The following is a 13046-nucleotide window of genomic DNA, read 5'->3' on the forward strand; positions in this document are numbered from 1 at the left end:
GTCCTTACGAATTCTGTGTGTCAGCCACGGACGATCAGCGCCGCGTCGGCTTCGGCCTTTTCGGCCGCTTTCTGGCGGATGAGTTTTTCCAGCTCATCGACCAGGTTGTCGTTGGTCAGCTTCTGCGCCGGCTTGCCGTCGATGTAGATCAGGTTCGGCGTGCCGCCGGTCAGCCCCACATGGGCCTCCTTGGCTTCGCCCGGGCCGTTGACCACGCAACCGATTACCGCCACGTCCAGCGGCACCAGCAGGTCTTCCAGGCGCCCTTCCAGCTCGTTCATGGTCTTGACCACATCGAAGTTCTGCCGCGAGCAGCTCGGGCAGGCGATGAAGTTGATGCCTCGCGAGCGCAGGTGCAGCGACTTGAGGATGTCGTAGCCGACTTTCACTTCTTCGACCGGGTCGGCCGCCAGCGAGATACGGATGGTATCGCCAATGCCTTCGGCCAGCAGCATACCGAGGCCGACAGCGGATTTCACCGTCCCCGAACGCAGGCCACCGGCTTCGGTGATGCCCAGGTGCAGCGGCTGCACGATCTGCTTGGCCAGCAGGCGGTAGGCTTCGACGGCCATGAACACATCGGAGGCTTTGACGCTGACCTTGAAGTCCTGGAAGTCCAGGCGGTCGAGGTGCTCGACGTGGCGCAGGGCCGACTCGACCAGCGCTGCCGGGGTCGGTTCGCCGTACTTCTTCTGCAGGTCCTTTTCCAGCGAGCCGGCGTTGACGCCGATACGGATCGGGATGCCCCGGTCGCGGGCGGCATCGACCACCGCGCGCACACGGTCTTCACGGCCGATGTTGCCCGGGTTGATACGCAGGCAGTCAACGCCCAGTTCGGCCACGCGCAGGGCGATCTTGTAGTCGAAGTGAATGTCGGCGACCAGCGGCACGCTGACCTGCTGCTTGATGCGGCCGAACGCCTCGGCGGCGTCCATGTCCGGCACCGAGACGCGCACGATGTCCACGCCGGCATCGACCAGGCGCTGGATTTGCGCCACGGTGGCAGCCACATCGTTGGTGTCGGTGTTGGTCATGCTCTGCACCGCGATGGGGGCATCACCACCCACCGGCACATTGCCGACCCAGATTTTGCGGGATTCGCGACGTTTGATCGGAGATTCGCCGTGCATGATTACTGTCCCAACTTCAGGCGAGCGGTCTCGCCACTGGTGAACGGGGCAACATCGACGGCCTGGCCGTTGTAGCTGACCTGGGCGCCACGGGCAAAGCCCAGGCGTACCGAGAACGGCGGCTTGCCGGTCAGCTCGAGGTTGTCCCCCTTGCGCTTGATGGCGCTGAACAGCACCTTGCCGTTGCCGTCGGTGACCTGGGTCCAGCAATCGGCGACGAACTGGATGGCGACCTTGGCGCTGCCAGCCGGCACTGCGGCGGGGGCGGCAGGCTCGGCAACGGCCACGGACGCTACCGGCGTAGCAGGTGCAACAGCCGCCGGGGCCGGAGCCGGGGCAACCGGTGCTACCGGCGCAGGCGCGGCAGCAGAGGCGCTGGCGACCGGTGGCACAGGCGCCTGCTGGGCCGGTGCCGGCACTGCGGCAGCGGTAGCAGTAGCGGCAGGTGCCGGGCTTGCCGGTGCCTGTTCGGCGGCGGCAGGCTGCTCGGCAACGCCCTGCTCCAGCGGCAGCGGCGCGCTCTCGGGCTGCTGCCCAGCGGAAACAGCCTGGTCTTCAGGCTCATCGAGCGGGTGAATCTGGGTGGTACCGTCGGCGCTTTCGACTTCGACGTGCTCCAGGGCGATCTTGGCCAGGTCCTTGCCACGCAGGCTGCCCTGGTCCTGCCACCAGACGAAGCCGCCACCGACCACGGCCACCAGCAGCAGCAGGCTGACGCCGCGCAGGATATTGTGAGACAGGCGCACCGGCTCTTCGATACGGCCCAGCGAGTGCACGTCGCTGCCTTTGGCGTGGGTGCCGGTGTAACGGTCGAAGGCCTCCACCAGGGCAGCCTGGTCCAGGTCCATAAGCTTGGCATAGGCGCGGATATAACCACGGGCGAAGGTATGCCCCGGCAGCTTGTCGAAGGCGCCGGTTTCCACGTGGTTCAACGAACTGACAGTGAGGTTGAGCTTGCGGGCCACCTCGGCTTGTGACCAGTCCCGGTTCTCACGGGCCTGACGCAAAAGCTCACCGGGGTTCTGGCCAGGCGCTACTGCTACTTCGGGATGCGCGGCTTTCATCGTTGCTCCGACAGGTATTGCTGATATTCCGGCGTACCGGGATAAAGTCGTTGTAATTGCTGGCCCAGCTCGGCCAGTGTGCCCTGCTCGTCGAATACCCTGGCAAGGCGGCTGCCCAGCAGCAGGCTACGGGCATCGTGGTCGCTCAACTGGCTGAAACGATCGTAGTAGTCCCGGGCCGGCACATAATGCCTGTTTTCGTAGGACAACTCAGCCATTTCCAGCAACGCTTTCGGTTGCCGCTGGTTGAGTTGCAAAGCTTTCAGCAGATACGCATGCGCCTGGTCGCGGCGCTCGAGCTTCAGAGCGGTCAGGCCCAGGTTTTCGTAAACGCGTGAGCGCTCAGGATACAGGGTATCGGCGCTGGCCAGGCGAAACATCTGCTCGGCCTCGGCAAATCGGCCCTGAGCATAAAGGAAACTGCCGTAATTGTTGCGAATTCGCGTGTCGCCCGTGCGTGCCTGCAGCGCCTTGCGAAAGTGCGTTTCGGCCAGCGCCGGCTCGCCTTCGGCCTGGAAGACCAGCGCCAGGGCGGCGTGCGCGTCGGCATCACCGCCATCCAGGGCCAGGGCCTTGCCCAGCGGCGCCTTGGCCTGCTCAGTCAAACCCTGTTGCAAATAACCTAGCCCAAGCTGCACATAGGCCCGCCCCGCCTCTGCCCTGCCCTGGCGGCTGGCCAGGGGGTCGCTCGCGCCGCCCGACACGCAGCCGGCCAGCAGCGAAAGCGCAAGGATCGACAGCGCGGCGCGCAGGCTCATGGGCAAGGTCCCGGTCAGTGGCTGGCGGGGCTGTCTTGCAGCTCGGCGTCCGCGGACAGCTGGCGCACAGCGATGTAGCGCTCGCTGCGGCGGGTGCGGTCGTTGACCTGGCCGACCAGCTGACCACAGGCAGCGTCGATGTCATCACCACGGGTGGTGCGGGTGGTGACGTTGAAGCCACCGTGGTGCAACAGGTCCTGGAAGCGGCGGATGGCGTTGTTGCTCGGCCGCTCGTAGCCGGAGTGCGGGAACGGGTTGAACGGGATCAGGTTGATCTTGCATGGCACGTCGCGCAGCAGCTCGATCATTTGCGCAGCATGCTCCGGCTGGTCGTTTACATCCTTGAGCAAGGTGTACTCGATGGTCAGCACGCGCTTGCCACCCAGGGTGGACATGTAGCCCATGCACGATTCCAGCAGCATCTTCAGCGGGTACTTCTTGTTGATCGGTACCAGCTTGTTGCGCAGCTCGTCGTTCGGTGCGTGCAGCGACAGGGCCAGCGACACGTCGATGTGCTTGGCCAGCTCGTCGATCATCGGCACCACGCCCGAGGTGGACAGGGTGACGCGACGCTTGGAAATGCCATAGCCCAGATCTTCCATCATGATCTTCATGGCGGCGATGACATTGTCGAAATTCAGCAGGGGTTCGCCCATGCCCATCATGACCACGTTGGTAATGGCGCGGTCGATCTTGGCCGGAACGGTCCCGAAGGATTTGTTGGCAAGCCACACCTGGCCGATCACTTCGGCGGCGGTGAGGTTGCTGTTGAAGCCTTGCTTGCCGGTGGAGCAGAAGCTGCAGTCCAGGGCACAGCCGGCTTGCGACGACACGCACAGGGTGCCGCGATCGTCGGTGGGGATGTAGACGGTCTCGACGCAGCTGCCGGAGGCAACGCGGACCACCCACTTGCGGGTACCGTCGGCGGAAATGTCTTCACTGACCACTTCCGGGCCCCGAATTTCGGCAACGGCCTCGAGCTTTTCGCGCAAGACCTTGCCGACGTTCGTCATGGCGGCGAAATCATCGACGCCAAAATGGTGAATCCATTTCATCACCTGACCGGCGCGGAAGCGCTTCTCCCCGATAGAGTCGAAGAATTGTTCCATTTCCGGCAGGGTCAGACCCAGCAGGTTGATTTTGCCAGTAGATGTCGTCATGGATTCACCCTCACCCGTAAGCTTTCGCTTAGCGAGTGGTTACCTCGGTAGCAGCGAAGAAGTAAGCGATTTCGCGAGCAGCAGCAGCTTCGGAGTCCGAACCGTGAACGGCGTTGGCGTCGATCGACTCGGCGAAGTCAGCACGGATGGTGCCTGGAGCAGCTTCTTTAGGGTTGGTAGCGCCCATCAGCTCACGGTTCAGAGCGATGGCGTTTTCGCCTTCCAGAACCTGAACAACGACCGGGCCGGAAGTCATGAAGGCAACCAGGTCACCGAAGAAGCCACGAGCGCTGTGCTCGGCGTAGAAGCCTTCGGCTTCGGCTTTGGACAGTTGCTTGATTTTCGAGGCAACGATTTTCAGGCCGGCTTCTTCGAAGCGAGTGGTGATCTTGCCGATGACGTTTTTGGCAACGGCGTCAGGCTTGATGATCGAGAAAGTACGTTGAACAGCCATGGAAAACTCCAGAATATGAGTGTTACGAAAAATTAAACCCGCGAATTATACGCGGGTTCCGGGGGATTGCCTAACCTGCAGATGACGCTTAGTCGGCTTCGTCGATCCAGGCGGCCTGGATTGCCTCGAGCACTTTCTCACCGCCGCGTGACGGATCGTCGCTGAATTCTGGCAATGCCAGCACCCAGCTGTGCAGGTCGACGAAATTCACATAACGAGGATCGACTTCCGGCTTGCTTTCTGCAAGCTGGATGGCGATCTCAAGTACATCAATCCATTTCAGGCTCATGGGGCAAACCTCAGTGCGGCGCTTCGGCGGCGTGGTTGAGCGAATACTTGGGGATCTCGATAACCAGGTCCTGGTCAGCGACGACCACCTGGCAGCCGAGGCGCGATTGAGCCTCCAGGCCCCAGGCCTTGTCCAGCATGTCCTCTTCCAGTTCGTCGGCTTCTTCGAGCGAGTCGAAGCCCTTGCGTACGATGCAGTGGCAAGTGGTGCAGGCCTTGACGCCGCCGCAGGCGCTTTCCATCTCGATGTGATGGTCGTGGGCCAGTTCCAGGATGTTGGTCCCGGTCGGCGCCTCCACGGTCAGCCCCTCTGGGCAGAACTTCTCATGCGGCAGGAATGTCACCAGCGGCATCGGTTACTCCTCGATCTCATTCAGGTTGCGCCCGGCCAGTGCGGCTTTGACCGTCGAATCAAGGCGACGGGCGGCAAATGCGTCGGTCACCTGCGACAGACGCTTGGTCTGTTGCTCGATGGCTGCGCCATCGGTGCCGGCCAGCAAATCACGTAGTTCTTGCATCTGGAATTCGATGGCGTCGCGCTCGTCACTGCTGAGCAGACGCTCACCGTCGGCGTCCAGGGCGCCCTGTACCGCTTCGAGCAGGCGCTCGCCGTCCACCTGGTGCTCGCGCAGCTGGCGGGCCTGCTTGTCGGAACCTGCGTGTTCGAAGGAATCCTTGAGCATGCGGGCGATTTCGCCGTCGGTCAGGCCATAGGACGGCTTGACCTGGATGCTGGCTTCCACGCCCGAGCCCAGCTCGCGGGCGGCGACGCTGAGCAGGCCGTCGGCGTCGACCTGGAAGGTGACGCGGATTTTTGCCGCACCGGCCACCATGGCCGGGATGCCACGCAGCTCGAAGCGCGCCAGCGAGCGGCAATCGCTGATCAGCTCGCGCTCGCCCTGCAGCACATGGATCATCATGGCCGACTGGCCATCTTTATAGGTGGTGAATTCCTGGGCACGCGCCACCGGGATGGTGGTGTTGCGCGGGATCACCTTCTCCATCAGCCCGCCCATGGTCTCAAGGCCAAGCGACAGCGGGATGACATCCAACAGCAGCAGTTCGCCACCTTCGCGGCGGTTGCCGGCCAAGGTATCGGCCTGGATGGCGGCACCGATGGCCACCACCTGGTCGGGGTCGATCGAGGTCAGCGGGGTGCGGCCGAACAGTGCTCCGACGGCCTCACGCACACGCGGTACGCGGGTCGAACCACCGACCATGACCACGGCGCTGACTTCTTCCAGCTCTATACCGCTGTCACGCACGGCGCGGCGGCAGGCCTTGAGGCTGCGGGCGACCATGGGCTCGATCATGGCTTCGAAGCCGGCGCGGCTCAGCTCGCCCTGCCAGGTGCCATGGCTGACGCTGACCACGTCGGCGTCGGTCAGGGCTTCCTTGGCGGCACAGGCGGTCTGCAACAGCGCGCGCTGGGTGGCCGGGTCCAGGTCGGACGACAGCCCGGCCTGCTCGATGATCCAGCCAGCGATGGCGTGGTCGAAGTCGTCACCACCCAGGGCGGTATCGCCACCGGTGGCCAGCACTTCGAATACGCCGGCAGTCAGGCGCAAAATGGAAATGTCGAAGGTACCGCCGCCCAGGTCATAGATGGCCACCACGCCTTCGGCGTTCTGGTCCAGACCATAGGCCACGGCAGCAGCGGTCGGCTCGTTGAGCAGACGCAGCACGTTCAGGCCGGCCAGGCGCGCAGCGTCCTTGGTGGCCTGGCGCTGGGCATCGTCGAAATAGGCCGGCACGGTGATCACCGCCCCCACCAGCTCACCACCAAGGGTGGCTTCGGCACGCTCGCGCAGCACCTTGAGGATATCGGCGGACACTTCCACCGGGCTTTTCGGCCCTTGCACGGTGTCGATGAACGGCATGTGCGACTCACCGCCAACGAAGCGGTACGGCAGCTGCTCGCCCAGTTGCTTGACGTCGGCCAGGCCGCGCCCCATCAGGCGCTTGACCGACAGCACGGTGTTCAGCGGGTCGCTGGAAGCGGCATCGCGTGCAGCCTGCCCCACTTCGTTGCGCCCTTCGAGGTAACGCACCGCGGACGGCAGAATGACATTGCCCTGCGCGTCAGGCAGGGGCTCGCTACGGCCGCTGCGCAGTGCGGCGACCAGGGAGTTGGTGGTACCCAGGTCGATCCCCACCGCCAGGCGGCGCTGATGCGGCTGAGGGCTTTGACCGGGTTCGGCAATCTGCAGTAGGGCCATGCTTATCTGAATACCTTAGGTGCCATCACGGGCAGCACCGGGTTAATCGTCGAGGCGCTCTTCCAGTTGGCGCACTTCTTGGGCGAGCTTGTCGAGGAACTGCATGCGGCGCATCAGGCGTTCGGCCTTGTCGCGCTCGCCTGGGGCGTCCCAGCAGGCGGCAAAGTCCTCGTTCAGCGTGTCCTGGGCGACCTTCAGGCGCTTCTTGAACACGGCCACGCCATCGAGGTCGGCTTCGTCCTGCAGTTCTTCGAGCTCTTCACGCCACTGCATCTGCTGCAACAGGAAGTCAGGGTCGTGGACCGTGACTTCCTGAGGCACTTCGTGGCCGCCGATGGCCAGCAGGTAGCGGGCGCGACGCGGCGCACTGCGCAGTGTCTGGTAGGCGTCGTTGAGGGCCGCGGACTTTTCCAGCGCCACGCGCTGCTCGCGCTCGGAGGCGTCGGCAAAGCGGTCGGGATGGACTTCGCGGGCCAGCTCACGATAGCGAGTGGCCAGCTTGTCGAGATCCAGGCGGAAGCTTGGCTGGAGGTCAAACAATGCGAAATGACAAGGAGTACCCACAGCCAGCCTCAAACGTTGAAGCTTTCGCCGCAGCCACACTCACCGCGCACGTTGGGGTTGTTGAACTTGAACCCTTCGTTCAACCCTTCCTTGACGAAGTCCAGTTCGGTGCCATCGAGGTAGACCAGGCTCTTGGGATCGATGATCACCTTGACGCCATGGTTCTCGAACACCTGGTCTTCGTCCGCCAGCTCGTCGACGAACTCCAGCACGTAGGCCAGGCCCGAGCAACCGGTGGTGCGCACGCCCAGGCGAATGCCTTCGCCCTTGCCGCGCCCTTCCAGGGAACGCCGCACGTGGTTGGCGGCGGCTTCTGTCATGCTGATAGCCATCAGGACTCCTTACCTCGCAACAGGCGACTTAGATCAAGCCTTTCTTCTGCTTGTAATCGCGTACGGCTGCCTTGATGGCATCTTCGGCGAGTACCGAGCAGTGGATCTTGACCGGCGGCAACGCCAGTTCTTCGGCCAGCTGGGTGTTCTTGATGGTCTCGGCTTCGTCCAGGGTCTTGCCCTTCATCCACTCGGTGGCGAGGGAGCTGGAAGCGATGGCCGAACCGCAGCCGTAGGTCTTGAACTTGGCGTCTTCGATCACGCCCTGCTCGTTGACCTTGATCTGCAGGCGCATCACGTCACCGCAGGCCGGCGCGCCGACCATGCCGGTACCGACGTCCGGGTCTTCGGCGTTCATCTTGCCGACGTTGCGCGGGTTTTCGTAGTGGTCGATGACCTTTTCACTGTATGCCATGGTGCAATTCCTTCCTCATCAGGGAGCCGCTCTTGCCGGCGACTGCTTAGTGGGCGGCCCACTCGATCTTGGAGATGTCAACGCCGTCTTTGTACATGTCCCACAGCGGCGACAGCTCACGCAGTTTGTTCACGGCCTCGCAGACTTTCTGCGCGGCGTAGTCGACTTCTTCTTCGGTGGTGAAGCGGCCGAAGGAGAAGCGGATCGAGCTGTGCGCCAGCTCGTCGTTGCGGCCCAGGGCGCGCAATACGTAGGACGGCTCGAGCGACGCGGAGGTGCAGGCCGAACCGGACGATACGGCGATGTCCTTCAGCGACATCAGCAGCGATTCGCCTTCGACGTAGTTGAAGCTCAGGTTCAGGTTGTGTGGTACGCGGGCAGTCTTGCTGCCGTTGACGTACAGCTCTTCGAGGTCCGAGACCTGCTTGAAGAAGCGGTCGCTCAGGGCCTTGATGCGTACGTTTTCCGCGGCCATTTCCTGCTTGGCGATGGCGAAGGCTTCGCCCATGCCGACGATCTGGTGGGTAGGCAGGGTGCCCGAACGCATGCCGCGCTCATGGCCACCGCCGTGAATGATGGCTTCCAGGCGTACGCGCGGCTTGCGGCTGACGTACAGCGCGCCGATGCCTTTCGGGCCGTAGACCTTGTGCGCCGAGAACGACATCAGGTCGACCTTCAGCTTCTGCAGATCGATTTCGACCTTGCCGGCCGACTGCGCGGCGTCAACGTGGAACAGCACGCCGCGCGAGCGGGTCAGTTCACCGATGGCGGCGATATCGTTGATCGAGCCGACTTCGTTGTTCACGTGCATCAGCGAAACCAGGATGGTGTCGTCGCGCAGCGCCGCCTCGACCATGGCCGGGGTGACGATGCCGTCTTCGCCTGGCTCGAGGTAGGTGACTTCGAAACCTTCACGCTCCAGCTGGCGAGCGGTGTCCAGGACCGCCTTGTGCTCGATCTTGGAGGTGATGATGTGCTTGCCCTTGGTCTGATAGAAGTGCGCGACGCCCTTGAGTGCGAGGTTGTCGGACTCGGTGGCACCGCTGGTCCAGACGATTTCGCGCGGATCGGCGTTGATCAGTTCGGCAACCTGGCGACGACCGTTCTCGACCGCTTCCTCGGCTTTCCAGCCAAAGACGTGGGAGCGCGAAGCCGGGTTACCGAAGTTCCCGTCGACCAGCAGGCAGTCGGCCATCTTCTGGGCCACGCGTGGGTCGACCGGAGTGGTCGCGGAGTAATCGAGGTAGATCGGCAACTTCATTTGTCTCTCCTATCAGGCGGTGGCGTCGCTCGTCGTCCCGGTGGGATCAATCGACGGCGGACGTCTCAATCTTGTCCAGCTGGGCGGTTCGGCCTGCGACACGACGCAGGTCCTGGCGCTGGGCAACTTCCTGCACCTCACGGCGCATGACAAGGTCGGCCAGGCTTATACCGCTGAGGAATTCATGGATCTGCTGGCTGAGGTCGCACCACAGGTGGTGGGTCAGGCAGGTGTCACCGGCATGGCAGTCCCCGAGGCCCTGGCAACGGGTGGCATCGACCGATTCGTTGACCGCATCGATGACCTGGGCCACCTGGATGGTTTCCATGCCCCGCGACAGCTGGTAGCCACCGCCTGGACCACGCACGCTGGAGACCAGGCTGCTGCGGCGCAGCTTGGCGAACAGCTGTTCCAGATAAGAGAGGGAAATGCCCTGGCGCTCGGAAATGTCGGCCAAAGACACCGGCCCATGCTGCGCGTGCAACGCCAGGTCGAGCATGGCGGTCACGGCGTATCGGCCTTTGGTAGTCAGTCGCATGGCTATTGGGTACCACGGGAGTTACAGGATGTGAGCGAGTATGCGATTCCCGAGCATTTAAGTCAACTATTAGACCTAGTGCTTTAGTCGGGTTTGCATCGGGGAGGCGGGCGCGATTGTAGCAGACAGGGGGCGTGAGCACACGCCCCGTATGTCACCATGATTTCAGCGCGGCGCAATCAATGCGACTGAGTGTCGCGCTGAGCCACCTGGGCAACTTCCGTGAAGTCATCTTCCGGCAGGGCTGGCAGTTCCTTGGCGCAGTAATCGCTGCCCATCTTGGTCAGGGCGCCGCACATGCCCTCCAGCCGCTCGTCGACTGCCTGCAGGTGGTCGAGCATCTGGCCGATGGCACGGGCCACCGGGTCGGGCATGTCGCCACTTACACCATAGGCATCGAAGCCGATCTTCTCGGCCATGGCCTTGCGCTTGGCCTCGACCTCATTGTCTTCGCTCTTGACGATGATGCGCCCGGGGATGCCGACCGCCGTGGCGCCGGCCGGCACCGCCTTGGTCACCACCGCATTGGAACCGATCTTGGCCCCGGCACCGACGGTGAACGGGCCCAGCACCTTGGCCCCCGCCCCTACCACCACGCCGTTTTCCAGGGTGGGGTGTCGCTTGCCTTTGTTCCAGCTGGTGCCGCCCAGGGTCACGCCCTGATAAAGAGTGACATCATCGCCGATCTCGGCGGTTTCACCGATGACGATACCCATACCGTGGTCAATGAAGAAGCGCCGTCCGATGGTGGCGCCGGGATGGATCTCGATGCCGGTCAGCCAGCGGCCGAAGTTCGATACCAGGCGGGCCAGCCACTTGAAATCACGCTTCCACAGGGCATTGCCCAGGCGGTGCAGCCAGATGGCGTGCATGCCCGGGTAGCAGGTCAGCACCTCGAAGGCGTTGCGTGCAGCCGGGTCACGGTGGAATACGCTTTGAATATCTTCACGCAGGCGTTCGAACATCTGTCAGTCCTTCCGTTTATGCGGCTCGCCCCGGACCACTTTCTGGGTCTCGGTGAGGATGCCGCGCAAAATGCTCATTTCCGAACGTTCGACCGCCACCCGCCCATACAGCCGGCGCAGGCGCGGCATCAGGTGCTTGGGCTTTTCGGGGTCGAGAAAGCCGATACCGACCAGGGTCTTTTCCAGGTGGTCGTAGAACAGCTCCATTTCGTCCATGGTCGCCAGCTCGCTGGCGTCAACCTTCTCGACCTTGCCCGGCGCTGCACCGGCGGCCAGCCAAGCCATGCGCACCTCGTAGGAGAGCACCTGGACAGCGGCGGCCAGGTTCAGCGAGCTGAAGTCGGGGTTGGAGGGAATGTGCACGTGGAAGTGACATCGCTGCAGTTCTTCGTTGGTCAGGCCGGCGTGTTCACGCCCGAACACCAGGGCGATTTCCTCGCCACCATTGGCATGCTCCACCGCCTTGGCCCCGCACTCGCGCGGGCCGATCAGCGGCCAGGGGATGCTCCGTTCGCGGGCGCTGGTGCCCATCACCAGGTTGCAGCCGACCAGCGCCTGCTCGAGGCTGTCGACCACCTGGGCGTTGTCCAGCACATCGTCGGCACCCGAGGCTCGGGCGCTGGCATCCACGGCGGGGAACTCTTTCGGCTGCACCAGCACCAGACGCGACAAGCCCATGTTTTTCATGGCACGTGCAGCGCCGCCGATGTTGCCGGGGTGGCTGGTATTGACCAGAACAACACGAATATTTTGCAGCAAGGTGTTGTGCTCACAGATGCAGGAATCAGGGCCTTCGATCTTACAGAACCGACAGACGTAACGCCATGAAAGCAAATGTGACACTTCTGCCGCCAAAGTTTTCTGCTAGAATGATCGGCTTTCTTCTTTAACATCTCCAGGTGACCCGCCCATGCAGCCTATGCTGAATATCGCCCTGCGCGCCGCTCGCAGCGCCAGTGAACTGATTTTCCGCTCCATCGAACGCCTGGATAGCATCAAGGTCGATGAGAAAGAGGCCAAGGACTACGTCTCCGAAGTCGATCGCGCCGCCGAGCAGAGCATCGTCAACGCCCTGCGCAAGGCCTACCCGAACCACTCCATCCAGGGCGAGGAAACCGGCCTGCACGCGGGTAGCGGCGAAGAAGGCAAGGATTACCTGTGGATCATCGACCCGCTGGATGGCACCACCAACTTCCTGCGTGGCATCCCGCACTTCGCGGTCAGCATCGCCTGCAAATACCGTGGCCGCCTTGAGCACGCCGTGATCGTCGACCCGGTTCGCCAGGAAGAATTCACCGCCAGCCGTGGCCGTGGCGCCCAGCTCAACGGTCGCCGCCTGCGTGTCAGCTCGCGCACCAGCCTGGAAGGCGCCCTGCTGGGTACCGGCTTCCCGTTCCGTGACAACCAGATGGCTGACCTGGACAACTACCTGGGCATGTTCCGCGCCCTGACTGGCCAGACCGCCGGCATCCGCCGCGCCGGCTCCGCCAGCCTGGACCTGGCCTACGTGGCCGCCGGCCGTTTCGACGCCTTCTGGGAGTCGGGCCTGTCCGAATGGGACATGGCGGCCGGCGTGCTGCTGATCCAGGAAGCGGGCGGCCTGGTGAGCGACTTCAACGGTGGCCACGACTTCCTCGACAAGGGCCATATCGTTGCGGGCAACATCAAGTGCTTCAAGGCCGTGCTGACTGCTATCCAGCCGCACCTGCCAGAGAACATGAAGCGCTAAGCGCGGATTGCCGGCAAACAAAAAAGCACCCCTCGGGGTGCTTTTTTTGTGCCTGTAGAAGCCATGCGCAATCTGCTTTTTGTGGGAGCGGCCTTGTGTCGCGAAAGGGCTGCATAGCAGCCCCGGCGATCTCTAATGGTTCACAGACCCAGGGGCCGCTGCGCGCCCC

Annotated in this window: 16 protein-coding genes; 1 reads left to right on the forward strand and 15 read right to left on the reverse strand. The window is 63.2% G+C overall.

Features of this window, described 5'->3' with window-relative positions; all coding sequences use genetic code 11:
* Positions 1 to 20 precede the first annotated feature (20 nt).
* From ispG to trmJ, 15 genes are all read right to left on the reverse strand, one after another.
* Entirely contained in the window at positions 21 to 1130 is a 1110-nt protein-coding gene (ispG, locus tag CAG00_RS18405; RefSeq protein ID WP_003257869.1) for a flavodoxin-dependent (E)-4-hydroxy-3-methylbut-2-enyl-diphosphate synthase, read from the reverse strand.
* Positions 1131 to 1132: 2 nt separating this feature from the next.
* Positions 1133 to 2194 carry a RodZ domain-containing protein gene (locus tag CAG00_RS18410; RefSeq protein WP_085665010.1) on the reverse strand — a complete coding sequence of 354 codons (1062 nt, stop codon included), beginning with the start codon at positions 2192 to 2194 and terminating at the stop codon, positions 1133 to 1135.
* Entirely contained in the window at positions 2191 to 2952 is a 762-nt protein-coding gene (gene pilW, locus CAG00_RS18415; protein WP_025337776.1) for a type IV pilus biogenesis/stability protein PilW, read from the reverse strand. The genes CAG00_RS18410 and pilW overlap by 4 nt, the downstream gene beginning before the upstream one ends.
* Positions 2953 to 2966: 14 nt before the next feature.
* Positions 2967 to 4112: a 23S rRNA (adenine(2503)-C(2))-methyltransferase RlmN gene (gene rlmN, locus CAG00_RS18420; protein ID WP_075043830.1), complete on the reverse strand. Its 1146-nt coding sequence runs from the start codon at positions 4110 to 4112 to the stop codon at positions 2967 to 2969.
* Positions 4113 to 4140: 28 nt separating this feature from the next.
* A complete protein-coding gene (ndk, locus tag CAG00_RS18425; RefSeq protein ID WP_011532343.1) occupies positions 4141 to 4566 on the reverse strand; it encodes a nucleoside-diphosphate kinase in 426 nt (141 codons plus the stop codon).
* An 88-nt stretch (positions 4567 to 4654) separates the two neighbouring features.
* Positions 4655 to 4855, reverse strand: coding sequence for a Fe-S cluster assembly protein IscX (gene iscX, locus CAG00_RS18430; RefSeq protein WP_025337774.1), 201 nt, complete (start codon positions 4853 to 4855; stop codon positions 4655 to 4657).
* A 10-nt stretch (positions 4856 to 4865) separates the two neighbouring features.
* On the reverse strand, positions 4866 to 5207 hold the full coding sequence (gene fdx / locus CAG00_RS18435; protein WP_085665011.1) for an ISC system 2Fe-2S type ferredoxin: 342 nt from the start codon (positions 5205 to 5207) through the stop codon (positions 4866 to 4868).
* 3 nt (positions 5208 to 5210) lie between these two features.
* Positions 5211 to 7073: a Fe-S protein assembly chaperone HscA gene (gene hscA / locus CAG00_RS18440; RefSeq protein ID WP_015269013.1), complete on the reverse strand. Its 1863-nt coding sequence runs from the start codon at positions 7071 to 7073 to the stop codon at positions 5211 to 5213.
* Between the two features lie 42 nt (positions 7074 to 7115).
* Positions 7116 to 7637 carry a co-chaperone HscB gene (gene hscB / locus CAG00_RS18445; protein ID WP_015269012.1) on the reverse strand — a complete coding sequence of 174 codons (522 nt, stop codon included), beginning with the start codon at positions 7635 to 7637 and terminating at the stop codon, positions 7116 to 7118.
* An 8-nt stretch (positions 7638 to 7645) separates the two neighbouring features.
* On the reverse strand, positions 7646 to 7969 hold the full coding sequence (gene iscA / locus CAG00_RS18450; protein ID WP_003257854.1) for an iron-sulfur cluster assembly protein IscA: 324 nt from the start codon (positions 7967 to 7969) through the stop codon (positions 7646 to 7648).
* Positions 7970 to 7997: 28 nt separating this feature from the next.
* Positions 7998 to 8384, reverse strand: coding sequence for a Fe-S cluster assembly scaffold IscU (gene iscU / locus CAG00_RS18455; protein ID WP_003248539.1), 387 nt, complete (start codon positions 8382 to 8384; stop codon positions 7998 to 8000).
* A 46-nt stretch (positions 8385 to 8430) separates the two neighbouring features.
* On the reverse strand, positions 8431 to 9645 hold the full coding sequence (locus CAG00_RS18460; RefSeq protein WP_013971017.1) for an IscS subfamily cysteine desulfurase: 1215 nt from the start codon (positions 9643 to 9645) through the stop codon (positions 8431 to 8433).
* A gap of 46 nt (positions 9646 to 9691) precedes the next feature.
* Complete coding sequence (gene iscR, locus CAG00_RS18465) at positions 9692 to 10183, reverse strand: Fe-S cluster assembly transcriptional regulator IscR (protein ID WP_008092572.1); 492 nt, start codon at positions 10181 to 10183, stop codon at positions 9692 to 9694.
* 179 nt (positions 10184 to 10362) lie between these two features.
* Positions 10363 to 11148, reverse strand: a complete 786-nt coding sequence (gene cysE / locus CAG00_RS18470) for a serine O-acetyltransferase (protein ID WP_046615813.1) — start codon at positions 11146 to 11148, stop codon at positions 10363 to 10365.
* Positions 11149 to 11151: 3 nt separating this feature from the next.
* Positions 11152 to 11907 (reverse strand): tRNA (cytosine(32)/uridine(32)-2'-O)-methyltransferase TrmJ, encoded by a 756-nt coding sequence (gene trmJ / locus CAG00_RS18475; protein WP_031325634.1) that lies wholly within the window; start codon positions 11905 to 11907, stop codon positions 11152 to 11154.
* Positions 11908 to 12058: 151 nt separating this feature from the next.
* Between trmJ and suhB the strand changes: the two genes are divergently transcribed.
* The gene (gene suhB, locus CAG00_RS18480; RefSeq protein WP_085665012.1) at positions 12059 to 12877 is read left to right on the forward strand and encodes an inositol-phosphate phosphatase; all 819 of its coding nucleotides are present in this window, start codon (positions 12059 to 12061) and stop codon (positions 12875 to 12877) included.
* The last annotated feature ends 169 nt before the right edge of the window (positions 12878 to 13046 follow it).

It is taken from the genome of Pseudomonas sp. B5(2017) (assembly GCF_002112825.1).
Lineage (GTDB): Bacteria > Pseudomonadota > Gammaproteobacteria > Pseudomonadales > Pseudomonadaceae > Aquipseudomonas > Aquipseudomonas putida_Z.